Source organism: Bradyrhizobium sp. Mp19 (genome assembly GCF_029952935.1).
Classification (GTDB): Bacteria; Pseudomonadota; Alphaproteobacteria; order Rhizobiales; family Xanthobacteraceae; genus Bradyrhizobium; species Bradyrhizobium elkanii.
In genome coordinates this window covers 1-23860 of record NZ_JASAUT010000080.1, presented here as the reverse complement: position 1 = coordinate 23860, position 23860 = coordinate 1, and the positions used below count along the sequence as shown (strand labels likewise).

At 59.0% G+C, this 23860-nt stretch carries 21 protein-coding genes and 1 riboswitch; of the genes, 12 read left to right on the top strand and 9 right to left on the bottom strand.

Annotated elements, in window-relative coordinates; all coding sequences use genetic code 11:
• Positions 1–10: 10 nt before the first annotated feature.
• From QJT82_RS41260 to QJT82_RS41225, 8 genes are all read right to left on the bottom strand, one after another.
• On the bottom strand, positions 11–511 hold the full coding sequence (locus tag QJT82_RS41260; protein WP_016841957.1) for a FixH family protein: 501 nt from the start codon (positions 509–511) through the stop codon (positions 11–13).
• A 22-nt stretch (positions 512–533) separates the two neighbouring features.
• A complete protein-coding gene (gene ccoG, locus QJT82_RS41255; RefSeq protein ID WP_026192394.1) occupies positions 534–2003 on the bottom strand; it encodes a cytochrome c oxidase accessory protein CcoG in 1470 nt (489 codons plus the stop codon).
• A 77-nt stretch (positions 2004–2080) separates the two neighbouring features.
• A complete protein-coding gene (gene ccoP, locus QJT82_RS41250) occupies positions 2081–2953 on the bottom strand; it encodes a cytochrome-c oxidase, cbb3-type subunit III (RefSeq protein ID WP_018270238.1) in 873 nt (290 codons plus the stop codon).
• A gap of 6 nt (positions 2954–2959) precedes the next feature.
• Complete coding sequence (locus tag QJT82_RS41245; RefSeq protein ID WP_016841961.1) at positions 2960–3124, bottom strand: cbb3-type cytochrome c oxidase subunit 3; 165 nt, start codon at positions 3122–3124, stop codon at positions 2960–2962.
• 11 nt (positions 3125–3135) lie between these two features.
• Positions 3136–3870 carry a cytochrome-c oxidase, cbb3-type subunit II gene (ccoO, locus tag QJT82_RS41240; RefSeq protein ID WP_018270237.1) on the bottom strand — a complete coding sequence of 245 codons (735 nt, stop codon included), beginning with the start codon at positions 3868–3870 and terminating at the stop codon, positions 3136–3138.
• A gap of 8 nt (positions 3871–3878) precedes the next feature.
• A complete protein-coding gene (gene ccoN / locus QJT82_RS41235; protein ID WP_026192393.1) occupies positions 3879–5531 on the bottom strand; it encodes a cytochrome-c oxidase, cbb3-type subunit I in 1653 nt (550 codons plus the stop codon).
• A 67-nt stretch (positions 5532–5598) separates the two neighbouring features.
• Entirely contained in the window at positions 5599–5931 is a 333-nt protein-coding gene (locus QJT82_RS41230) for a hypothetical protein (RefSeq protein ID WP_125459132.1), read from the bottom strand.
• 386 nt (positions 5932–6317) lie between these two features.
• Positions 6318–6545, bottom strand: coding sequence for a hypothetical protein (locus QJT82_RS41225; RefSeq protein WP_075968369.1), 228 nt, complete (start codon positions 6543–6545; stop codon positions 6318–6320).
• Between the two features lie 248 nt (positions 6546–6793).
• On the opposite strand from QJT82_RS41225, the gene QJT82_RS41220 reads away from it, so the two are divergent.
• The 9 genes from QJT82_RS41220 to hemN all read left to right on the top strand — a co-directional run bounded on the left by QJT82_RS41220 (position 6794) and on the right by hemN (position 15478).
• Entirely contained in the window at positions 6794–7084 is a 291-nt protein-coding gene (locus QJT82_RS41220; RefSeq protein ID WP_125459131.1) for a hypothetical protein, read from the top strand.
• A gap of 481 nt (positions 7085–7565) precedes the next feature.
• Positions 7566–7766, top strand: coding sequence for a hypothetical protein (locus tag QJT82_RS41215; RefSeq protein WP_018270235.1), 201 nt, complete (start codon positions 7566–7568; stop codon positions 7764–7766).
• 52 nt (positions 7767–7818) lie between these two features.
• Complete coding sequence (locus QJT82_RS41210) at positions 7819–8052, top strand: hypothetical protein (RefSeq protein ID WP_311990172.1); 234 nt, start codon at positions 7819–7821, stop codon at positions 8050–8052.
• Between the two features lie 114 nt (positions 8053–8166).
• Positions 8167–9597 carry a PAS domain S-box protein gene (locus tag QJT82_RS41205; RefSeq protein ID WP_016841968.1) on the top strand — a complete coding sequence of 477 codons (1431 nt, stop codon included), beginning with the start codon at positions 8167–8169 and terminating at the stop codon, positions 9595–9597.
• Complete coding sequence (fixJ, locus tag QJT82_RS41200) at positions 9594–10199, top strand: response regulator FixJ (protein WP_016841969.1); 606 nt, start codon at positions 9594–9596, stop codon at positions 10197–10199. The genes QJT82_RS41205 and fixJ overlap by 4 nt, the downstream gene beginning before the upstream one ends.
• Positions 10200–10852: 653 nt before the next feature.
• Positions 10853–11686 carry a universal stress protein gene (locus QJT82_RS41195; RefSeq protein ID WP_016841970.1) on the top strand — a complete coding sequence of 278 codons (834 nt, stop codon included), beginning with the start codon at positions 10853–10855 and terminating at the stop codon, positions 11684–11686.
• Between the two features lie 492 nt (positions 11687–12178).
• On the top strand, positions 12179–12862 hold the full coding sequence (locus QJT82_RS41190; RefSeq protein WP_233475709.1) for a helix-turn-helix domain-containing protein: 684 nt from the start codon (positions 12179–12181) through the stop codon (positions 12860–12862).
• 151 nt (positions 12863–13013) lie between these two features.
• The gene (locus QJT82_RS41185) at positions 13014–13640 is read left to right on the top strand and encodes a hemerythrin domain-containing protein (protein ID WP_035632897.1); all 627 of its coding nucleotides are present in this window, start codon (positions 13014–13016) and stop codon (positions 13638–13640) included.
• A 485-nt stretch (positions 13641–14125) separates the two neighbouring features.
• Entirely contained in the window at positions 14126–15478 is a 1353-nt protein-coding gene (gene hemN, locus QJT82_RS41180; RefSeq protein WP_026192392.1) for an oxygen-independent coproporphyrinogen III oxidase, read from the top strand.
• A 712-nt stretch (positions 15479–16190) separates the two neighbouring features.
• Here hemN and metE read toward each other — a convergent pair.
• On the bottom strand, positions 16191–18536 hold the full coding sequence (metE, locus tag QJT82_RS41175) for a 5-methyltetrahydropteroyltriglutamate--homocysteine S-methyltransferase (RefSeq protein ID WP_264641776.1): 2346 nt from the start codon (positions 18534–18536) through the stop codon (positions 16191–16193).
• Positions 18537–18637: 101 nt separating this feature from the next.
• Positions 18638–18841, bottom strand: a riboswitch (cobalamin riboswitch).
• Positions 18842–20189: 1348 nt separating this feature from the next.
• Between metE and QJT82_RS41170 the strand changes: the two genes are divergently transcribed.
• The 3 genes from QJT82_RS41170 (at position 20190) to QJT82_RS41160 (ending at position 22826) form a co-directional block, all read left to right on the top strand.
• On the top strand, positions 20190–21038 hold the full coding sequence (locus QJT82_RS41170; protein WP_016841977.1) for a hypothetical protein: 849 nt from the start codon (positions 20190–20192) through the stop codon (positions 21036–21038).
• Positions 21039–22185: 1147 nt separating this feature from the next.
• Positions 22186–22380 (top strand): type II toxin-antitoxin system VapB family antitoxin, encoded by a 195-nt coding sequence (locus QJT82_RS41165; protein WP_016841991.1) that lies wholly within the window; start codon positions 22186–22188, stop codon positions 22378–22380.
• A gap of 44 nt (positions 22381–22424) precedes the next feature.
• On the top strand, positions 22425–22826 hold the full coding sequence (locus tag QJT82_RS41160; protein ID WP_016841992.1) for a type II toxin-antitoxin system VapC family toxin: 402 nt from the start codon (positions 22425–22427) through the stop codon (positions 22824–22826).
• Positions 22827–23860 lie beyond the last annotated feature (1034 nt).

Below are 23860 nucleotides of genomic sequence, written 5' to 3'. Positions count from 1 at the left end.
GCACACGCTCTCAATTCAGGACGATGCGGTTCTTCGACAGAAACATGCGGCGGTCGTCATCGTCGCCCTCGATCACGAGATCCCACTGTCCGACAGCGACGCCCGAGGCGCTGCCGCGGTAGATCCCAGCATTGGCCTGCGAGACATCAATCGCCCGATCGGCCCGGCGGTCGACCGGGCGCTCGAGGCGGGCCACGAAATTCATTCCGGCGAGAGGCGCACCTAGGCGGTCGCGCGCCTCGATCGCAAGCTCAGCTTCACCATCCGACTGCCGGTGGATGTATACCTGCACCTGCCAGTTTCGCTCGTTCTGCTGCCGTGCCGCGATGATCTCGCGCTGATAGGCGAGGCTCGCACGATAGGCGCTGTCAACCTCCGTCCCCGGCAGCGTAACGATGGCAAAGCGCATCATGACCAGATTGGCGCCGATCACGACCGAAAAGAACGCAAGGATCGCGATCAGGACGAAGCGCCCGGTAATGGGCCACGTGACTTGATTTGATGCGGTCATGGTCACATCCCGTCAGTGATCGTCAGGGGAGAACAAAATGATCCGATGCGGAGGCGACCTCGCCGAGGCCAAGATCGGTGACCCGAAACCTCACCGGCATCGAGCGTTCCGCCATGCCGTCAACCGGCGCCGTCAACAGCACACGCAGTTCTGTCGTCGTATCGCGAGCCAGGACGATCATCGGCCGATCCACGGTCACCGAATCGGCGCCGACGACGTGGACGGACGTCTTGGGCGGCCCATCGATGTCGATCGCGATTACCCGATCGAAGTCGCGCCTGTTGAGCAAACGCACGGTATAGGCGTTGCGAACCGATCCATCGCTGAGTCTGACAGCCATGGGATTACGATCATGCAGAACGCTGAGATCGAGCATCGTTCTCGACAACAACTCATAAACCATCACCGCGCAGATGATCGTGATCAAAAAGGCATAAACGAGCGTGCGCGGGCGCACCGGCTTGAACAGCTCCGGCTTGCCGTCCATCCGCCGGCGGATATTGATGTCGTTGTCGTAACCGATCAGGCCGCTTTTGCGCCCGATCTTCTTCATGACGGCATCGCAGGCATCGATGCACAGCCCGCACTGGATGCAGCCCAGCTGGGCGCCATTTCGTATATCGATCCCGGTCGGACAGACCGCCGCGCATTGATTACAATCGATGCAGTCTCCGACCCTTTCGCCGCGTGCGCGCAGATCGAATGATTTCTTCAATGAGCAGCGCTGCTCGCCGCGGTCGTATTTGTAGGCGACATTGAGGGCCCATTCGTCGGTGAGCGCGGCCTGGATGCGCGGCCACGGGCACATATAAACGCAAACCTGCTCGCGCATGTAGCCAGCCAGCAGATATGTCAAAGCGGTCAGGATCCCAATCCAGATATAGGCGGTTGCGGGCGCTTGGAACGTTGCCAGATCGTGCACCAAGGTCGGCGCGTCGGCGAAGTAGAGCACCCAGGCGCCGCCGGTCCACCAGGCAATCATCAACCAGATTGCGTGCTTCAGCACGCGCTTTGCCGCGCGCCCTGCTGTCATCGGGCGCGCGGCGGCCTTCAGCCGCTCGCGACGGTCGCCCTCGACCCAGCGCTCGACCGCATAGAACAGGTCGGTCCAGACCGTCTGCGGGCACAGATAACCGCACCAAATCCGCCCGCCCAGTGCGTTCATCAGGAACAGCACGATGGCAGCAAGCACGAGCAAACCGGTGAAGTAATAGAGCTCTTGGGGCCACAGTTCGATGAAGAAGAAGTAGAACCGCCGGTTTGGAAAATCGAGCAACACCGCCTGGTCGGGAGCGCCGAGGCCGCGATGCCAACGCACGAAGGGCAGCAGATAGTAGATCCCCAGACACACGACCATCAGCCGCCATTTGATCGTGCGGAAAGTACCGCGGACGCTCTGCGGATAGACCTTCCTATGGGCTGTATAGAGGGGTCCATCCTCGTCACTCACTGGCTCATCGAGCGAAACGGTCTTGTTTACGGTGGGCTTCATGACCGACCTGACATCGGGCGCGGATGGCTCGCGTTGATCCTGGGTCACCGGCGCGCAGGTTTTGCGGCGCATCTCGCCTATTGTCCGCCGCCGAGCGAATGGACATAGACGGCAAGTGCCCTGACTGTGATGGGATCGAGCCGCCCGCTCCAAGCCGGCATGATGCCGGCGCGGCCATAGCTGATGGTCTCGACCAGCGTGTCCTCGTCCGAGCCGTACAGCCAAATCCGGTCAGTCAGATTCGGTGCGCCGAGCGCCTGATTGCCTTTGGCGTTCTCGCCATGACAGACCGCGCAATTCTCGGCAAAGATCTTGGTGCCGGCCGCAGCATCGAACTTGGCTGCCGTGGTCAGGCCTGACAGCGATCGCACGTAGTTTGCTACGGTGACAATCTCGGTTTTCGTGAGAATGCCGTCGCGGCCAAAGGCCAGCATTTGTCCCTCATGCGCCTGGGCATGCCCGGAACGTGCGCCGAACTGGATGGTCTGCAGGATCTGGTCGAGCGATCCGCCCCACAACCAGTCATCGTCATTGAGATTCGGATACCCCTTGGCACCCGCGCCACCGCTCCCGTGGCATGGCGCGCAATTGTCCGCGAACACCGTCTTGCCGCGCGCGCGAGCCAATCCCAGCAGGGCCGGATCCTTCTCGATCTCGGTAAGAGACGCTTTGCCCAGCACGGCCATCTTCTCGCCGCGCAGCTCCTCAAGACTTGCGAGGTCGTTGACGACGCTGGCGCGGGTCGAATAATCAAACACGCCTGTCGTGTAGCTTGAGAGGAGCGGCCATGCCGGATAAACGACCCAGTAGCCTATCGCCCAAAGGATTGTGGCGTAGAAGCTCAGAATCCACCAGCGTGGCAGCGGCGTGTTGAGTTCCTTTATACCATCCCATTCGTGCCCCGTCGTGGAGCGGCCGGAGATGTGATCGATGTCGTTGTGCTCGGTCATGATCTGTCAGTCCCGGCGCAGCGGCATGCGCGCCGCAGAATCAAAACGCCTCTTGTTGCGAGGCCACAGCGCGTAAACGACGATGGCTATGAAGATGCCGACGAACAGCGGCGTCCAGAGCGTCACAACGAAGCTCGATGCCAGATTCTCGATGGAAATAACCGCTTTCATCAGAGGATCCTTCAGCGCAGATTGGCTTTTTCGTCGTAGAGCTTGAAATCGATCAACGTGCCGAGCATCTGCAGGTAGGCGACGAGCGCATCGAGTTCAGTCGGATTGCCGGCCCTGCCGTCGAAATTGCGCACAGCGGCCTTCGGGTAACGCTTCTGGAACGATTCGACGTTCGCGCTGTCAGGATCGAGTTGCGTCTTCATGTCGGCGACAGCGTTCTTGATCTGGTCCTCGCTATAGGGGACGCCGATCGCCCGATTGGTGCGCAGATGTGCGACCATGTCGGTCAGGTCGACCTCGGTGTTCGCCAGCGACGGATAGCCCGGCATCACCGATTGCGGCACGATCGCGCGCGGATTGGTCAAATGCGTGACGTGCCATTCATCGGAATATTTCCCGCCAATACGTGCGAGGTCCGGGCCAGTCCGCTTCGAGCCCCATTGAAACGGATGGTCATACATGCTCTCAGCGGCCAGCGAGTAATGCCCGTAGCGCTCGACCTCGTCGCGTAACGGCCTGATCATCTGCGAGTGACAGACATAGCATCCCTCGCGTACGTAGATGTTGCGGCCGGCAAGCTCGAGCGGCGTATACGGCCGCACGCCGTCCACCGCCTCGATCGTGCTCTTGAGGTAGAACAACGGCGTGATCTCGACCAGGCCACCGATCGCTATCACGGCAAGGATGCCAGCGATTAAGATGATCGAGTTCTTCTCAAAGATCTTGTGTCGGTTCCAGAGCGACATGCGATGACCTATTCCGCGACCTGGAGCGCTCGAGCGTCCTGGATTTGATCAGCTTCCCGCGCATTCACCGTCATCCAGAGATTGGCGGCCATGATCAGCGCGCCGATCAGGAACAGTGCGCCACCCGCGGCACGGATGATGTAGAAGGGATGCATGGCCTCGACCGACTCGATGAACGAGTACTCGAGGAAACCGAGCGAAGTATAGGCGCGCCACATCAGCCCCTGCAGGATGCCGGACACCCACATCGCGGAGATGTAGAGCACGATCCCGATCGTGGCGATCCAGAAGTGCCAGTTGACGAGCTTGAGGCTATACAGCTGTCGATTCCAAAGCCAGGGAATCAGACAATACAGCGCGCCGAATGATACGAAGCCAACCCAGCCCAGTGCGCCCGAATGCACATGGCCGACCGTCCAGTCCGTGTAATGGCTAAGCGAGTTGACGACCTTGATTGCCATGGTGGGACCTTCAAATGTCGCCATGCCGTAAAAGGCAACCGAGACCACGAGCATACGAAGTACCGGGTCGGTGCGGAGCTTGTCCCAGGCGCCCGAGAGCGTCATCATGCCGTTGATCATGCCGCCCCATGAGGGCATCCACAGCATGATCGAGAACGTCATGCCCAGCGTCTGCGTCCAGTCCGGCAGGGCGGTGTAGTGCAGATGGTGCGGTCCGGCCCAGATGTAGAGGAAGATTAGCGCCCAGAAATGGATGATTGAGAGACGGTAAGAATAGACCGGCCGTTCGGCTCTTTTCGGAATGAAGTAGTACATGATCGCCAGGAAGCCGGCGGTCAGGAAGAAGCCGACCGCGTTATGGCCGTACCACCACTGAAACATGGCATCCTGCACGCCGCCCCAGGCAATGTAGGATTTCGAACCGAACACCGATACCGGCAATGCGGGATTGTTGCCAAGGTGGAGCACCGCAATGGTGACGATAAAGGCGAGATAGAACCAGTTGGCGACGAAGATATGCGGCTCCTTCCGCTTCAACAGTGTCGCCACGAACACAATGAGATAAGTGATCCAGACAATGGTGAGCCAGAGATCGGCGTACCACTCCGGCTCGGCATATTCCTTCGACTGGGTGACACCGAACAGATAGCCAGTGCCTGCGATCAGAATGAAGAAATTATAGCCAACGACCACAAACCATGGCGCCAGATCGCCAGCCAAGCGGGTGCGGCAGGTCTTTTGCACGACGTAGAACGAGGTCGCGATGAGCACGTTTCCGCCGAACGCAAAGATCACAGCCGATGTGTGCAAGGGCCGGAGCCGACCGAAGCTCGCCCAGGGCAAATCAAAATTCAGTGCAGGCCAGGCAAGTTGCGAGGCGATCAGCAGACCGATGGAAAAGCCTGCAATGCCCCAGAACATCGCCAGCACCGAGGCGAATTTGATCGGACCGAGATTGTAGTTCGGTCGGCCATTGATCTGCGCCGGCGGTAATTGCGCCGGCCGTTCGTAGTAGCGATTGAGGATGACGCCCGTTGCGGTCAGACTGGCGGCGGAAGCCAGCAATGCGTGGAAGGTAAACGCAGAATCGTGCCCCATCGCTCCGGCGAAAAAGAAGACGTAGGCAGAAACTGCAAATACCGACATCAGGCCTGCTTCACCCATCGTCGTGGATTTCGAGGCAAAGGATGGGCTTGTCATGGCTTGGCCTTCTTTGAAAGCGGGATGCTTGGGGAATTATTTCCGGCGAGCTAAGCGATTGGGTTCATCAATCGCAAAAGCGCTGCGGGAGGCCGTCGTCGACCTCACGACCGAGCGCGCGCAGGGTTTGTTCGTTGGGGCAGTCTTTCAGCGGATTTCGATAGTTCCCTGTTTGGAGGTTGGCGACGCAACGGGCTTTGGCCTGACATAGGCCGCATACTCGCTGCAGATCGCGCAGTACGTCGCCATGGCGGGCGGCAAGCGCATGCTCGGAAAAACCGGCAAGTGCGAGGCGCTTGCTCAAGAGTTCGGGAGAGCCCGGACTTTGTGCCAGGGTTCGAAAAGCGGATGTAGACAGATTAAGCTCGCGCGCGATCGCATCGATGTCCTGCGGGCTCAAGCAAGCCAGCTCGGACGTCCGAGACAGGCTCGCTCGCAATCGGCTGAGCAAATTCCTAAACCGCCAAGGACTACCGATATGTGCAGGTTGGCTGACCATGTGTCATGTCCCTCGAAGCAGCCATAGCTGCTGGAGGCAGGTTTGTTTTTGACCTGCATCAAATGTAAGAGCAAATCGTTCGATCCGGATCGCTCTACCCCGGGGCGCCTGCGAGACTGCGCCGAGGCCCATTTCGTGTTGCGGGCAACAGCCCGCCTGCCGCATTAGCGACAGCATCGCGAGCTCCTTCGAATCGACTCGGCGCGATGTTTTAAAAGATCGCGCTTGAACTCGCGGATTGACCATCGCCATGAAATTCGCAAGGACCTGCGCTAGCCGAACTCAGGCTAGCCGCCCCATGCCGGGGGCAACGCAGGCGGGGTTCGAAGCTCCATCGCATCCGCGAAAATGGTCCAATCGCGGACACCTTTTTGCTTGCAAAAGTCGCTCTCCGCTTGCTGTGCAGCAGCACTCAGCGATGCGGCATCGACCTTGAACGCTGCCTGACAGGCACGATGCTCGTGGCCGGTATCGTCACAGACGGTCTTAATGAAGCGAACGTTAAATGAAGGCATGACTACCCTCTTGCGGTGGGTTTGCTTATCCGTGCCTATTCTGCCATTAGCGCGCGGAGAGTATTTGATTTGTCTCAAGCAGCATCCAAAGTAATCGGTCACTTACCGTGACAGAGACTGTTCTGACGCGTGCTGGCGGCCCGGCATGTCGTTAGCCAGACCTGCGTCCCCGTGATCGTGAGCAAATGGGGCGAACCGCCCCTATCTCGCGCCTGACGACCCACCCTGCCGCCGCAATGGCAAAGCCGATGACCAAGCTCGCCGCAGCCAAGGTTTCGATAAGGCCAAGGTTCAGGGCTTCCGCGCCAAAGCCTATGGCTGCGATCAGCGCCGGCAAGACCACCGACAATGCGAGGCGAGCAATCACTAAGGGTCTCCTTTGCGCCTCTCGCATCATTGATGACACGTGTGTCATGGTCCGATGCGCGTCCAGTGCGCTTCAACATTCGCATGATTGCATCGCCTCTATTTTGATTTCCATCAATCCGGCCGTTCCAGGGCTTGTCGGGATCAAGGCGCGAGGCGAGCAAATCATCTGAACGGGAACATGTTTGGCCCCTGTCCTGCTCGCGGCAGCCATACGCCGTCGGTCGTTCTAGACGCGCATCGCTTTTTTTGACCTGGATCAATACTTCAGCGGCGGCCGAGCGATAGAAACGATCTCCAGTCAAGGTCAGACATATGGCTCACAGAAAGACTTGGCGCCCCATCATCTTTTCGTGCTCAAATACGGGCGACCGTGTTCAAGCACTGCTGCCGAACGACGCAGTCGAGCCAAGCGCCAACGACCTGCACCCGGTAACCTGCATCGCCTGCGATGGTGTCCACGTCATCGACCCGCGGACCGGCCCGACGCGCGGGGCCGAGCGCAGCTAGCCGATCCGTCCCACGACCGACGCCGTAGCAAGGAGATGTCCCACCAACAAAGGATGTTCGATATGACAGGCCACGGCGAAACTCGCTCGGCGAGGGGCTCAATTGTGGGCCGCGGTCCAGTCCAGTTTCTGCAAACACCCGATCATGACCAACCGGGGAAGGCTTGAGCAGGTTCGAATCAGTTCGACCGAAGGTGGCAAGGTGCTTCGTAGCATCAATCCCGATATTTGGATCGGCAAGAGGGCCATGACCCAGCACGATGGGTTCGACGATGCCTCCGCCGACAGACCCGAGGCGGCGACTGCTGCGATCGAACCGCGCGCCGCCTGCGCAATATTGGGCTGAACCAGGTCGCGGGGCGGACAAGCGATGTGGTTCGTACTGTCTGAAAGGTTACTTGAATTTGTCAGTCGGCGGCGATGAACACCGTCCAGGATCTAATGGCAACGTGACGTGGGAGCGGATCGAGACGGCGCCCTTCGATCGCGACCTTGAGATTGGCGTGATCGAGGGTAATACCATTCATCGGCTGGTCTTCCCTTGCCGCCGCATCTTTGGCGGCTGGATCAAGGCGAAGACCGGAGAACACGTCGCTGTGCAGCCCACGCACTGGCGCATTTGGTTCAAATAGCGATGGCTATCCTGCAACAATATAACGGCGCGAATTGACGCGCATCTGCCTCCGGTGGCCCTCCCGCGGCCAAACGATGTAGGATCGATCTCATAAGAGGGTCTGCCGGCAAATATGTCCGACCACATCTGGTATCGCTATGGTACTGCCGCGGCAGCCGCCGCGCTCGCCCTCGTGCTCCGCGCGGCGCTCAATCCGTATCTCGATGACCGCTCATTTACGATCATCTACCTTCCGGCGATCGTTTTTGCCGCTTTCGCCGGCGGCCGCGGACCAGCGAGCTTCGCGACCCTGCTCTGCCTCGTCATCAGCGCGGCATTTCTTGGGAAAAGCCTCATCACCGTTTCCGCAAACATGATCGATATTGCCGCATTTGCGGTACTAGGTCCCATGCTTGGCTTCATGGGCGACCGGCTGCGGCAGGAATCGGAGCAGGCGCGGTATCGGCAAGCTCATCTGCAGTCGATCCTGGACACCGTACCGGAAGCCATGATCGTCATTGACGAGAAGGGTATCATTCGCTCGTTCAGCGCCGCGGCAGTGCGTTTATTTGGCTGGTTGCCGGACGAAGTGGTTGGAAAGACTGTATCCAAGTTGATGCCGCAGCCCTACCGGGCCGAGCATGACCGCTACATTGAACGTTATCTGACCACCGGCGAGCGGCGCATCATTGGCATCGGTCGCATCGTGGTGGGCGAGCGGAGCGACGGCTCGACCTTTCCGATGGAGCTTGCCGTCGGCGAGGCCAAAGTGCGCGGCGAACGCTTCTTCACCGGCTTTATCCGAGACTTAACCGAACGGCGGGCGCAGGAACGGCGGCTGCAGGAGCTGCAGTCCGAACTCGTCCATGTGTCGCGGCTAACAGCCATGGGTGAGATGGCATCGTCTATTGCCCATGAAATCAACCAGCCGCTCTCCGCCATCACAAACTATATGCGCGGCGCAAAGGCTCTGCTGGCGTCAGACAAGCCGAACGCCAATCGCATTGGTGATGCACTCGAACACGCCGTCCAACAGGCTCTGCGCGCCGGCGATATCATCAAGCGCTTGCGGGAGTTCGTTGCCAAAGGCGAGACGCAGCATTCTGTGGAAAATCCGCTCACGCTACTTGAAGAGGCTGTAGCGCTGGCCCTGCTCGGCGCCAAGGAGCAAGGCGTGCGGGTGACAATGCGCAGCGACCGCGATCTGCCGTCAATGATCGTAGATAAGATCCAGATCCAGCAAGTCGCTCTGAACCTGATACGCAACGCGATCGAGGCGATGGCTTCCTGTCCGCGCCGCGAATTGACCGTCGGAGTCAGCAAGGTCGATGGTCTCGCCAGGTTTACCGTTGCTGATACGGGTTCCGGTATCAGCCCTGATGTCGCCGACCGCCTGTTCCAACCCTTTGTCACGACGAAGGAACACGGCATGGGTGTTGGACTATCAATCTGCCGGACAATCGTGGAATCCCATGGCGGCCACATCGTGGCGGAAGCAAATCCGGGTGGCGGCACGATCTTTCAGTTCACGCTGCCATTTGCGGACGTCGGTGAAGAAGCATGACCGGGCGGCGCATTCTTGTGATCGACGATGAAGCCGCGATGCGGGATTCGCTGGCGTTTCTGCTTGATATTAGTGGTTTCTGGGTAGCAACCTACGAGACCGCGACCGAGTTTCTCAATGACATTGCAAGCGGTCCGATCGACTGCGTTGTATCAGACATCCGCATGCCAGGAATGAGCGGCCTCGAACTGGTCCGCAAGCTGAAGGCCGATCGCCTCGACTGTCCGGTCGTCCTGATAACCGGTCATGGTGATGTATCACTCGCAGTTGAAGCGATGAAAGCGGGTGCGGTCGATTTCATCGAGAAGCCGTTCGAGGATGAGGTGCTGTTGCGTGCCATCAACGCTGCTTTGGAAGCGCGGCCAACGAAGCCAGACGATGACGCAGCGAAACTGCAGGCAGAAGGGCGCCTTGCCGACCTCTCGTCGCGCGAACGTGACGTCCTGCAGGGACTATTAGCCGGCAAGATCAACAAGGTAATCGCCCATGATCTTGGCATCAGCCCCCGGACGGTCGAGGTTTATCGCGCCAACCTGATGGCCAAGACCAATGTACGCAGCATGTCTGAGTTGATGCGGATTGCCATCGCCGCAGGATTCTAGCAGGGGCGCGAGCGGCACGGTCCAGGCGACGAACAAGGGCTCGAAAGATCTTGGAGAATTCGTCCAGGAATGATCCTCAATCGCGAGCATGGCGCGCCTTAAAAACGCATTGTCCAGCGGAGCCTTGAGCATAGGCCACAGACCGGCAATGGAGAAAATCAAGACGAGCCCAGCGAACGATGCACCCGCACGTCGCGCTGCGCCCGCTCTCCGTCTGCGACAATGTCCTCTCATGTTGCTGATTGATCCCCCGGCAGCCGTTGGAGAGGCTTGAGCATTGGCGTATTCGGCTTGACCGCGGACTAACCAGCCGCACATCATCTTCCGTACTGGCGATCCTCTCAGTGTACCTGTTGTCGATGAGGGTGAATGTCGAGCAGGCAACGGGGAGAATCGACGGCATCCGCGATCTCGGGCCGCCCCCTAATCTGTGCAGCAAAAATCGCTGTGCACGAATCGTGCAGGATTCGCAGTTGACATGAGCGATGCAACACATGCCATGCTGCTTCTACTTGGCATCGGACTCTGCGCGAACTGTCCGTGGCCGGTTTGATCCTGCCTAACTAAATCGGCGAGCGTATGAAGCAGATCAATTGTCCGGCCCAGATTTGTGCTCCGATCGGCAGCAATCCTTTCACGCCCGGAGAACGGCAATGTTCGGGAACATATTGGTCCATCTTCCCACGGAGCTCCCGGTGCGGGCCGCGGTGAACGGTTCGATTTCCTTCGCACTGAGCACGGGCGCGCATCTTGACGTTGTGGCCATCGGTTATGAGAGGACCATTATTCCGCTCGCCGCACTCAGCGGGGTGGCCGTCACTTCGGTCTTTGAAATCGAGCAGGCGCGTGCGTTGGAGAGAGCCGAAGCGGCACTCCGTGTCTTTGATCTGCGGGCAAGGAGCTCCGGCATATCCTATGCGAGCCGCGCGCTCAGTGCGGTTCCAGCGGAGGCGCGTCGAAGCATCTGCGCCAGCGCGCGAGTGCACGACATGACTATCGTCACGCAGCCCCAGAGCGGCTACGAGAGCTATGACAACGTTATCCCCAAGGACGTCCTGCTCCAGGCCGGCAAGCCAGTTCTGTATCTGCCAAGCGTCATCCACGGCTCTTTTTCGGCCAGACGAATTGGGATTTGCTGGGACGGCAGCCGCCTTGCGGCCCGCGCGTTGCACGACGCGATGCCGCTGCTGCGCGAAGCGGACGCGCTGACCATCATCGCGATGACTGATGCGCACAAGGTCCCGGCGGAGAGCTCCGCCGACCATTTGGGACGGTATCTTGAAAGGTCGGGCCTTCCTGCAAAGATCGTGTCGCTCCCAGCACCCCAGTCGGTACACCGCGCCCTCCTGTCGCTTGTGGCGGACGAAAGCCTCGACCTGCTGGTGATGGGCGGATACGTCCGCTCTCGGCTGCAGGAAAGGCTGCTCGGTGGCATTTCGGGAAATCTGCTTCGTGCAAACGTCATTCCGGTTTTGATGTCGCACTGAAGGCAAGAAATATAGATGCGATATGCCGCCAGATGCGCCCCGGACCCAGTCGATGGGCGCGGGGCAAGGCACCAGCCGCCCGCCGATCTGGAGAACAGGAGCGCCGTTTGTCCCGGCTTTCGCGGGCCCGCCGTCGCTCCATCGACGAGGCGGGGCGAAACCGCTGAACATGCGCCGCGGTTTTCGAACGTTGCACGTAGGCTGCCGGTCTAGAGGAGCGGGACAATCTGGTCACCGCCCACCCGAGGATGCCCGAGCTCAACTTCAAGCCGAACGGCCAAGTCAGAATGCAGCTTCCTCATTCAAACGCGGCTGGTCGGCTTTGAGCCGCATTCGAGATACCGAAAGGCTGCGTCGCCCCCATCGAGAATTCTTCTCACGGCATACGTATAAATACTTAGTGGGTTCTACTTAGGGGAAACATCGAAATTTTCCAGTTCATCAGAAGCGGCCAATCTCCGCTCCATTGACGTTTCGAAGATCGAGTCCGCCATGTACGCTCAGGCCACAAGTATTCACGAGATCAGCCATCATCCGAGCAGCGTCTTGTGCAGGCAATCTCGTACCTATGGACCGTTTGGTATGGTTGCGACCCCGATGCGGTTCGCTCGCAATAGCGAGATCTACGGCGAGGACGAAGCAGCCGAACACCTATACCAGGTGGTATCGGGTGCTGTACGAACCTACAAGATTATGGAAGATGGGCGTCGTCAGATTGGTGCGTTTTATCTGCCCGGTGACATCTTCGGCTTTGAGGCCGGAGACAGCCATATCGCTTCGGCGGAGACGGTCTGTGAGACGCACCTTTTGATGGTGAAGCGCAGCGCCCTCATCGTTCGCGCCAGCCAAGATTGCGAGCTCACAAGGCAGCTCTGGGACGCGATGGCGCTTGAGCTCCGCCGCTTTCAGGAGCATCTGATGCTTTTGATCAGCAGCGCTGAACAGCGGGTCGTGGCATTTCTGCTCGATATGTCTCGTCGTACTACGAAGAACGCTGCGATCGAGCTGCCGATGTCACGGCAGGATGTTGCCGACTATCTTGGCTTGACGATCGAAACGGTCTCGCGCACCCTCACTCAACTCGAGCAGAATGGCGTGATTGCCTTGCCGACCTTGCGCCGAATCGAGTTACGTAACGACAAACTGCCGAGCCACGTTGCACAGAACTTGGGCTAAGCTCAAGAAGCGCTGTGAAATGCGCGGACTTCCTTGCACCGATCAGCGCCGACGGATCGCAGCACGTGAACGACACCCGAACATCGGCTTGGGCGATCGCGCACAGATGGCAGGATCGCTCGCTTACATTGTTCCGCCCTGGAGCACCGCAATGATCATCGATTTTTTGCTTCGAGAGCATCGCAATATTGACCTACTTCTGGTCGCCCTCCAACGTGAATTGGAGATCTTTGAGCATGGGGCCCGTCCTGACTATGAGGTCATTCGCGCGATTATCAGCTACTTCGAGGTTTACCCGGAGGTGTACCATCATCCTCAGGAAGATTTGATTTTCTCCAAGCTTAGAACTCGCGATCCGGATGCGGCTGCAATCGTCGGCGATCTCGCGCATGAACACCAGGAAGTCATCGACCGCCTGCACCATTTTGCTCAAGCTATCGATGCTATCCTCGCGGATCGTGAAATCCTTCGACAAGACGTCGGTAACATCGTACGCGACTTTATATTGCGGGAGCGGCACCACATGATGTGGGAAGAGCGAGATTTCTTCCCCGCCGCCGTCAAGGCTCTATCGGCTGAGGATTGGACGGAAATCGCTTCCGCCCGCACTGATCATGGGGATCTGCTGTTCAGCGAGACGGCGGAAGCGACTTCCGATGCACTAAGAGCGCATATTCTACAATTAGAGCAAGAAGCTGAAGCCGAACGGAGTTCGGTGGCGTTTTCGTCCGCAATGGCCGGCAAGCCGCCAGATGGCGCCAAAGCCGATGGACCGTAATTGATCACTGACTCTGCACGCCGGGCCGTGCAGGTCATGCTCATCTCATTGAAATGAAGGTGACAGTCCTTCTGGCGCGTACGCCGCGCGCGGCCAGCGCGACATCCGCGCCCGATGATCACTTGCAGCCGGTCCCTTCGCAAACAGCACGGCCGGGGTCCGGCTGGTCCCGTGACGTGAACGTCGCGGGGCAATTGGCAATACCGCTCGACCAGCGCCCCAGTGATATTACGTAATATGAGTGCCCCTTACGTCCACCGACCGACCGCGATCGATCGTTGCGGCACTGCTGGACCTCTTCTTGCCCGGAAGAGGGCAGGACCTTCATCGCGATCCAAAGTGCGATGCGTACGTTGCCGGCATGCCCTACCAATCTTGGCTTTAGGGCCGCTATCGCCATCAACAACGCGGATATTTTGAGCCAGCGCAAAGCCTATCCGCCGCGTGTCCGGTAATCGGTTGGCCAGGGAAGAAAGGCACTCTGAATGCGACCGGACTTGGCACAAGCCTACGGGCAGCAACGGCTGCCGCGCTACACCAGCTATCCGACGGCCCCCCATTTCTCAGCTTCGATTTGCGAATCCGACTATCAAATGTGGCTCAAGTCGTTGGGCGCGCAGCAATCCGCATCGATCTACGTGCACGTGCCGTTTTGTCGACGCACGTGCTGGTATTGTGGCTGCCACACTTCTGTCACGAAGCGCCAGGAGCCGATCTCGTTCTATGCAGCGGGACTGCGGACCGAAGCTTACCTCGTTGCAGAAACCCTTGGCCGACGGCAACCGATCACTCATATCCACTTCGGGGGCGGCACCCCGACGATCATGACACCTGAAACGTTCGCTGATCTGGTCGGTTCGTTGCGCCATTCATTCGCGGTCCTGCCTGATGCCGAGATCGCCGTAGAGATCGATCCACGCATGTTGAGCGAGCCGATGGCCGAGGCTCTTGGCTATTGCGGGGTCAACCGGGCGAGCCTTGGTGTCCAGAGCTTCGATCCAGTTGTTCAGCAGGGCATCAACCGTCTGCAGAGCTTCGGACAGACCGCGACCTCGGTCGATCGGTTGCGCCGTGCCGGCGTCGAACGTATCAATTTCGACCTGCTCTATGGCCTGCCCCGGCAGACGGTCGCTTCGTGCCTGGATACCGTCGCCAGATGCCTCGAGCTTCATCCGGACCGGTTTTCGGCCTTTGGCTACGCGCATATTCCTTCCTTCAAGAAGCATCAACGTCTGATCGATGCGTCCACCCTGCCCGACAGCATTGCGCGCCACGTCCAATCCGAAACGATCACGGAAGCTTTGGTTGATGCGGGATATGTCCGCGTCGGAATCGATCACTTCGCCCTACCGGACGACAATCTCGCCCTGGCGAGCCAGGAAGGCAGGTTGAGGCGCAATTTCCAGGGCTACACTGACGATAGCGCGGACACCTTGATTGGTCTGGGCGCCAGCGCCATCGGCCGTATGCAACAGGGCTTTGTCGCGAACGCCGTCCCGACGAAGGACTACCTCGCTCGCATCAGCGAGGATCGGCTGGCCATCGCAAAGGGCTATTTACTGACTGACGACGATCGCTTCCACGCCGAGATTATCGAACGAATCATGTGCGATTTGACAGTCGATCTTTCCGAGACATCCCGTCGTTACGGCCGGGATCCAAGCTTGGCCGTCGTTGATCGTTCTCGCCTCGACGGCCTTATCGCCGATGGCGTCGTGGTGATGGATGATAGCCGGCTTTCGATAGCCGGTGGCGCAGAGTTCCTGGCCCGGAGCGTCGCATCGATCTTCGACGCTCACCTTACTCGGAGCGGGGCTACACATAGTCTGGCGGTCTAAACCAGACGAAGCCGAACCGAGCCGTTTCAGATCCGAGTTCGACATCACCAAACCGGTTTATGCTCTGGATCGCGAGCAGTCGCGGCGATCAAGAGCACGCTGATCGGCATCCCGTTCGCCGGCTCTTCGTCGAGCCGCACAAGATTTCCAACAGAGGTTGGTATAAAAACTTGACTAGACCAATGACTAGCTGAAGCGGGATCAATAGCAAGCCGCAGATTGCATTGGTCACCACGATAAGATCCTTGCTGTGCGCGTTATCGTATGGTCCCGTTGATCGAGCCCATCGTTTCCGGCAGAAAAGCGTACCAACGTGCGCTTGGTGCCCGTCCATGATCGCCCGGCACGACCGCCCCACATTTCTCGGCCCTGCAGAGCGTTGCGAAACTACTCATAAGTGACAAACCTTGGTGTAGATTTCAAATCTAGGCTATATCGGCCGCATACCAGGGCATGATTGAGCTACGCTGAGCTTGCGCCTTAACTGGGGTCAGATTTCGGCGGATGTCCCCGCCGTAATCGAACCATCGGCGCCCTCCTTCCGCCGATGGAAGTCAGCACGTTGCCTAGCAGCGTCGCTCCTCCCGGACACACTTCCGCCCGGCCGCTAAAGGCGGCCGGGCCTTTTTCTGCTCACCAATGCCTCCCACAATTATCGAGCCCGCAAATCGTTGACAGGCGACCGGCCTTCTCGACGAAAGACCAGACCAGGTCAACGGTCGGCTGGAGTGGATGCAGCGCGTAGTTCGCGGGCGGCGGAGACCATGTTCACCAGCGCCGGGCGAACCTCCTCCCATTTGCGCGTCTTCAGACCGCAATCCGGATTGATCCAAAGTTGCGAATCCTGCAGCCGCTTTCGAGCCAAAGCCACGAGCTCTTTCATCTCGCTCGACTCGGGCACGCGCGGAGAATGGATATCGTACACACCCGGCCCGATTTGATTTGGATATTTGTAGTTCCGAAACGCGTCGAGCAGCTCCATTTTCGACCGCGAAGTCTCGATCGAGATGACATCCGCGTCCATTGCAGCAATCGCATCGATGATGTCGTTGAATTCCGAGTAGCACATGTGGGTATGGATCTGGGTTTGATCGGCGACGCCCGATGAGCAGATGCGGAAGCAATCCCCGGCCCACTCGAGATAAGCCGTCCACTCCGATCGGCGCGGCGGCAATCCTTCGCGCAGCGCAGCCTCGTCGATCTGGATCATGGCTGCACCAGCATTTTCGAGATCGCCGACTTCGTCTCGGATCGCGAGCGCAATTTGACGACAGACCTCGGCTCGGGGAATATCATCGCGAACAAACGACCAGTTCAAGATCGTCACTGGTCCGGTCAACATCGCCTTCATCGGCTTCTTGGTTAGCGATTGCGCGTACCGCCACCACCCCACGGTGATCGGCTTCGGCCGTGAGACATCGCCAAACAAGATCGGCGGCCGGACACAGCGCGAGCCATAGGATTGTACCCAGCCATTTTTGGTAAATGCGAAGCCGGCGAGTTGTTCGCCGAAGTACTGCACCATGTCATTGCGCTCAAACTCGCCGTGCACAAGCACGTCGAGGCCAATGTCCTCCTGCCAACGTACGGCACGCGCAGTCTCTTCCTTGAGGAACTCGTCGTATTGTCCGTCGTTCATCGTGCCTCGCGCGTGCGCTGCGCGGGCATTACGAACCTCTGCAGTCTGCGGAAACGATCCGATCGTCGTTGTCGGAAACGCCGGTAGTTTGAAGCGCTTGCGCTGGATCTCGGCACGGCTGGCAAATGGACTGGCGCGCCGGCGCGTGGCCTGGTTGATCGCTCTCATCCGGATGGCGACATCGGCATCTCGGATCTTTGGCGAAGTCCCACGATCGGTGGTGACGCGCTCCGACTGCGCAAGAGCGCCAGCAACATCCTGATCGCCTGCAAGAGCGCGCGCCAAGGTCGCAAGCTCGCGAATCTTCTGAACGGAGAATGCTAGCCAACCCTTGATGTCTGAAGCGAGCTCCGTCTCGAGTTCAACATCGACCGGCACGTGAAGCAGCGAACAGGATGGAGCGATTTGTATGCGATCTTTGCCCAGCTTCGCGATAGCGGGATCGAGCCGTTGGCGCAGTGCCGACAAATTCGTCCGCCACACATTGCGGCCGTCTATCGCGCCGAGTGACACGACGAGATCACTTCGCTTGGCGGTAATGATCTGGTCCAATAACGCTGGCGCCCGAACCAGGTCGACGTGCAGCCCGGCGACAGGTAGGCGCAAGGCGGTGGGAAGATTGTCGCCGAGGCCACCGAAATAGCTGGCGACCATGATCTTGATGGCCGGCCCTTCCTTGGCGAGCCGGTCATAGGCATGTAGCAAGGATTGTCTTGATTCCTCATCCAGATCAAGAACCAAGCAGGGCTCGTCGAACTGAACCCAATTTGCCCCGCGTTTGGCCAATTCCTGCAGAACCTCGATATAGACCTGTATCAGGTCATCCAGGAGTGACAGTGGCTGGAACGCAGGATCAGCACTCTTGCCTAGCTTTAGGAATGTGACCGGGCCGATCAGGACAGGGCGAGTCTGAAAGCCAAGGGCCTTGGCTTCCTCATACTCGTCGATAGGCTTGCGAGAGGACAGCCTGAAAGTCTGTCCGCGATGAAATTCCGGGACCATGTAATGGTAGTTGGTGTCGAACCACTTGGTCATCTCCTGCGCGGGTGCGCCATCGCCGCGAGATCCGTGGCCGCAACTCGCACCCCGGCCGTCGTATTGTGAACCGCGTGCCATGGCGAAATACGTCTTGAGGGAAACGGGCTCGGCTTTCGAGGCGTAGACTTCCGGGACGGCGCCGACCATGACACTGGTGTCGAGCACCTGATCGTACAACGAGAAGTCGTTCGACGGAATCACGGTGACACCGAGGGACTTCTGGCGCGCCCAGTTCGCGGCACGTAGGCCGGCTGCGTCCTCAAGCAACTGCTGTTCACTAATTCTTCCGGCCCAATAGCCTTCGAGTGCGACTTTGAGCTCGCGTCTTGGACCGATGCGCGGCGTTCCGAGCGTGGCAACCGGAAGGGAGAGAAGAGACATAGCGCTAACCCCATGTTGGGGGCAAAGGCCATGGCGGACGCAGGCAGGAGAAGTCGCCCGAGCGACGGCTGCTTGGCGCACCACCGGGACACCCCGCCCGTGGATGAATATTTTGTCGGGGCAGGTCTCCTGGCTCGCGGGTCATTGCCGCCGTCCGGCCTTCCCGAAGCCGCGCGGGCTTCAGTGACTTTGTTGGACAGTGGCTCACCGCTCACAGTTGCGGGGGCAGCGCCGGCATTGGCACCGGCTTCCCTCTTAGCTCCGGATCAAACGGAAACCGGAGAACCTCGACGACTTGGATTATCGGCAAGAGAACTCGGCCGTCAACCTCTCAAATTGGTGCTGCGACCTCTCTTACGCGAATGCTCCTCCGAGGCCACGCTTGATCGCGACGTAGAAGCCATCTCCAGTCATAGGATATCGGAATGACCATCTCGGAGACGCATTGGCGTCGGGCGGCGGGTCAGATCTGTGCACGAGACGAATGCGCCCAGCACGAAGAAGCTCACGGCGCCGCGCAAGACGCTTGTCATGCGGCCCGGCTTTTGAACGATTCATCGAGCACGCTTCGATGCGCCCTCCCTTCTCCATTAATAACCATGGATCAGTGGCGAATACGCGCAAGAGGTATTCGCTTAATCCAGCAGCGTGCTCAGCGGACGTGTCGATGTGCGACCAGCCAATCCTGGTAGGCGTCACGCCGACGTTTTGGTGATACTGGCCAAAGCAAGCATATTGAATCACCACAACCAAAAGAGACCCTCGCAATGAAAATGGCTGTTTGGAGCGCCCTCGGCGTCTTTGCTGCTGCCGTCTTTACTGTCGGTCTGTTCGGCTGGATGGCAAGGCCTTTTATGAGCCGCCCCGTCAGACAGATGCTCTCGGAAGTGTTGAGTAGTTCGAGCCGAAGCTAGCAAGACCTGAGGCTTCCCTCTTGCCGGTCGACACGGCTGCGTGGAAGCGCAGCTCCTTGAATGTTGACTGCAATGACGAGCAGGTAGACGACGGCCCCTAACGTTGCGCGAGCGGAGAATGCCACGTCTCGTCCCCTGCTTGATCCGTGAAGTTCCTTAACATCGATTCCAAATCGCCCGCCGCTGAAGGGCGGCTCCGCGTTGGTGTAGGCCGCAAAGTGCCAAGCACAACAGGCTGGGGCGCCCTCGACATTCGTAGTAGCGGCAACGCCCCCGGATCACACGGATCGATGGCGGCATACCTGCTCCCAATTGTCGTCAAGACTCTGGCAGCGAGGCATTCGCCCGCTGTCGAAGATTCAGTGCGTGACAAGAATCATTCACGGAAGTCGTGGCGAATAGGCTGAATGGTAACATTAGAACGTGCGTAGGTCGGTAAGTCGACAAAGACAGCACAAATCTGCCGCGAACTGCCGGTTATTGCCTGGCACGAACAATGCAAGTCCTCATCATGTCCAGGCTTCTCCTCCTGGGCAGGTCCAGCATTGCAAATTGAGGCTTTGGCTGACCACTGAAGTTAGCGGCGCGTGACATCGAGGGACGGCGCCTGCTCGCGCGGGACATCGGCAGGCGCCTGCGTCACGTTGCCGCTAACTTCTTGCGATCTGCGCAAAGCACGCTGAGGAAGACGTGCCGCTTTGGATTGACGTGTGGATGATAACCAGATGAGCCGGAAGCAATGAAGAAAAAGTCTGGAAAGCGCGTGCTTTGGTTCTGTATCGCTCGGTCGCTGATCTGCCTGGCCGGGCTGGCGGCGACGAGCAACAATGTTCGCGCCAACGACCACACGCTTGTCGAAAGGGTCAAGTCAACGTGGCGAGCGCAAGATGGTGAGACTATAGAACAAATCATTTCCAAGGTCTCGAAGGTGGCTCACTTTGTGCCTCGATCGTGGGGAGTCGCTGAAGGAATTGACCGAACAGAGTACGTTTATTTTTCATGGACCAGGCACCCGGACAACAGATCAGACGAACAGTACGCTATCACTTGGAAGATCGCGACTGACGGGACGATTAAACTTGCATCGACATATGCAAAGCCGATTGAATTGGGCTGGCGCGCCTTGGCGCTCTCGTTGATCGCCAGTGAGGTTACAGATGGCGAAAGGGACGCGAATCTTCACTTTCTGCATGATCCGGCCAACTTCAACTTCGTGACGACTGCGCAAGGCAAGCTCGGCAATCTTCTGCGGCACGGCCGCTGCCATATCATTGAACCCGTTGTAGTGGATTACGTGTCGAAACCCAATGCCAAGCCGACCGAGAAGGGCGATCTGTGGCGCGTTCTGCTTTTGGTGAACTGTAACATCCCAGGCCCCCATTATTTTACCCACAACGGCGTCATCACTTTCGAGAAGAGCGAGGGACAAGATTGGGAGCCGCAATCTTCCTTCGCTAAGCGTATCGCGGCCTATCCTCCAGGCTCCTGGTTCGATCGGATAGAGCCAAGTGAACGGGAAGCAATAGAGAGGGCGCGAAAGGCCTCGGCCAATGGTCACACAAAGCAAGATCGCGGCGCAGCTCCTTGACGCTGAGCGCCTCGGAGTAGCAGCAAAGCACACGCGTTCGGAAGCGCTGACTTGTCCTGTAACGTTTTTGCGACAAACCGCCAGCCTCTCGCAGCTCGTCATAGGGCAGTACCGTTGCTCTCGGCCCATTCCGCGAAGCAAGCGATGCCTTGACCAGGCGCGCACGTGCCAGCTTACGAGAGCCGGTTAGCCCTCCCCGCTCACATGCAGCGAGCGGACGCCAATCTGCGACGCGGCCAGCTCTAGATCCATTCTTCGGGGGAGTTGGCCTAGCGATGCTTGCGGCCCCTGCTCTGACCAGGCGTGCGCGCAGCGCATCGCTTCAACGGACAATGGCACCCGCAGGAGCGTGACGCCGAAGGCGGCACGCGGGAGCGAGTGCAGCGACGAGACCGGTTAAAAGGGTACCCGGGAACGGGGCAGTGATAGCGACGCCGGCATACCTCATGGCGGCGGGCCCTTTCCCGAGTACCCCCGGCGAGGAGTTCTGCAGCCATGCTGCGTCGGATCGACTGCAGAATTGGGACGGAAGATCTAGATTTCCTCACGCGGATCGTTTGCGCGTCGTAAATCCTGATCTGAAGCATGCTTCTTTCGCTCTTCCCCACCCGCCGGGCGCCGTCTCTCGTTACAAATTCGGCTTTGAGTCGGCCGTCCGCTTCAAGCCTGTAACAAGAGCTCGGCAGTTCACGGCTGCCCACTGCGCCCCTGGATCGCGATGGCCTTCCGAAGGTCGGACGCCTTCTCCGCGCCGACGGAGCGCTCGATGTTGTCAAATTCGCTAAGCCTGGATCGCTCTGCCTTTCGCCGGCGTACCCGATCGTCTGACCACAAAGTTCGCGCAGCTGAGCCACTCGCTATCGTGCGGAGGCGCCGCCTGGTCCCTATGCATCAAGACTTTTGAAGACCGGGCTGACCGCATAGATCGGACCGAACACGGCCTGCAGTCCTTCGGTGCCAGATCCCGATTTAGGCCCGACCGCAGAGCTCGTCGTTGCTGCATGAAACCGGACCTGCAAATTGGTGGCTCGTCTCTCTCGCGACCCATTTTGCGACAAATATAATTGTAATATCAATTAGAGCGTGGAAACGCGCCCTTGCTAAGGTACCTAAGTATGGACACCTATATACCTGAGCAGAGGTACCCATGGCCTACAACATTAAAGACCGCGACACTGACCGGATCATTCGTGAACTTGCCACCCTCAAAGGCAAGCCGATCCTCGATTGCATTCGCGAGGCTTGCGAACATGAAATTCAGCGTGAACGCCTAAAGACGCCGCTCTGGGAGGTGCAACCGCTGCTCGACCGCATCGCACCCGCGCTCCCAAAACCGGCCTGACCGCCGATAAGGCATTTTTTCGACGATCTGTCCGGTGATGCCTGATGATGATCGATGCCTCAGCCCTGGTCGTAATCTTGCTACGCGAGCCAGACGCGGCTGAGGTCGTCATGGCAATTGCGGACGCCAAAGCGCCGTTTACCTCACCATCGCGGTATACGAACGATCTGTGCTCTCATGCGCGTCAACGCATGGGGTGCGCCGGAAGCGGAGGCGGCAGTGCGAAAGTTCTCGACGCCGGATCCATCCGCGTGTGCGCGATTGCCGACGGCATGATATCGACCGCCGCCATGGCATTCGATCGGTTCGGAAACGCGCGACATCCGGCTCAGCTCAATCTTGGCGACTGTTTCGCCTCTGCCTGCGCCAAGACCTATCGCGCGCCACTGCTGCACAAGGGTGACGACTTTCCGCGAACCGATCTCGAGCTGGTCTATAAAGGATAGACCGCTGGCAACGTCTGCACGATTACCCCGAGGTCCCTGCCCTGCCCCAAATTCGCGGCGCTGATGCCAGCGGCCGACGAGCGGCTTTCGGAAAACTCCGATCCGCGACGGCTGGATCGCACGCAGATCGTTCGTGCCGGTAGTGTCGGAGTCGGCGCTACCGGCCGCCGCGTGGCCTTCCAGATCAGGGGATGCAGCCGTCGTGACGGTTGAGTTCCAGGGCGCCCGCGTGGAGGTGCGCGGGACGCCTGGCTTCGCTGCGTTGAGTGATGTGTTCATTGCGGTCCGACGGACACGTTCATGCTGACGCCACCCGGGAACCTCATTCGCAAGCGAGGGGCGCACGGGCGCTTGTCCGTCGTCACAACGATACCCAGGAAAAGGCGAAGGTGTTTGTTCGCGGGCTCACAGTAGCCTTTCCGGCAATCAAAGTGTCAGCACGGTCGACATGATCGCCGGCCAACCGTCAACTGGCGGGATGGGCAGCGTTCTACAAGTTCACCGATTCACCACGTACCAATTCCGGCGCATCGACCATGTCGTATTCTGAAAGATAGCGCATTGGAGGGCGCACAAATACCGATCTCGCATCAAACCTTTGATGCGGAAATGGCCCCCCCCCCGGAACCGGGCAAGTTGAAACCTGGCTCGTGTTCAGTCGGAATGAGCGCGGCGGGCCGCACGGAAATGCACTTCACTGGCTTGTCTCAAGTCCGAAGGCGGAATTCCGGTGGCGCAATCCGTAGGCACCGAATACCCCTTCTCTTCCGTAAAACAATTGCGCTTCATGCTCTGGCCCTCGTCGTGTGGCCAGAGCGCACTTCAAGCTGGATTGAGCCCACGGGATGCGGCAAATGAGGCAGGCGCACCCCAGGCGCGCACTGCAGTCTACGACCATCGTTCGCGAGAATCAGGGAAGATAGACGAAGTGTGTCAACGTGTCCTCACCGGTTAAAGGTGAGCGTCATCCGGTGACCACGCCCTGAGGGCTGATCTGGTCGGCTAGGAAGACCTCGTGGATTGGTTTTTCACGA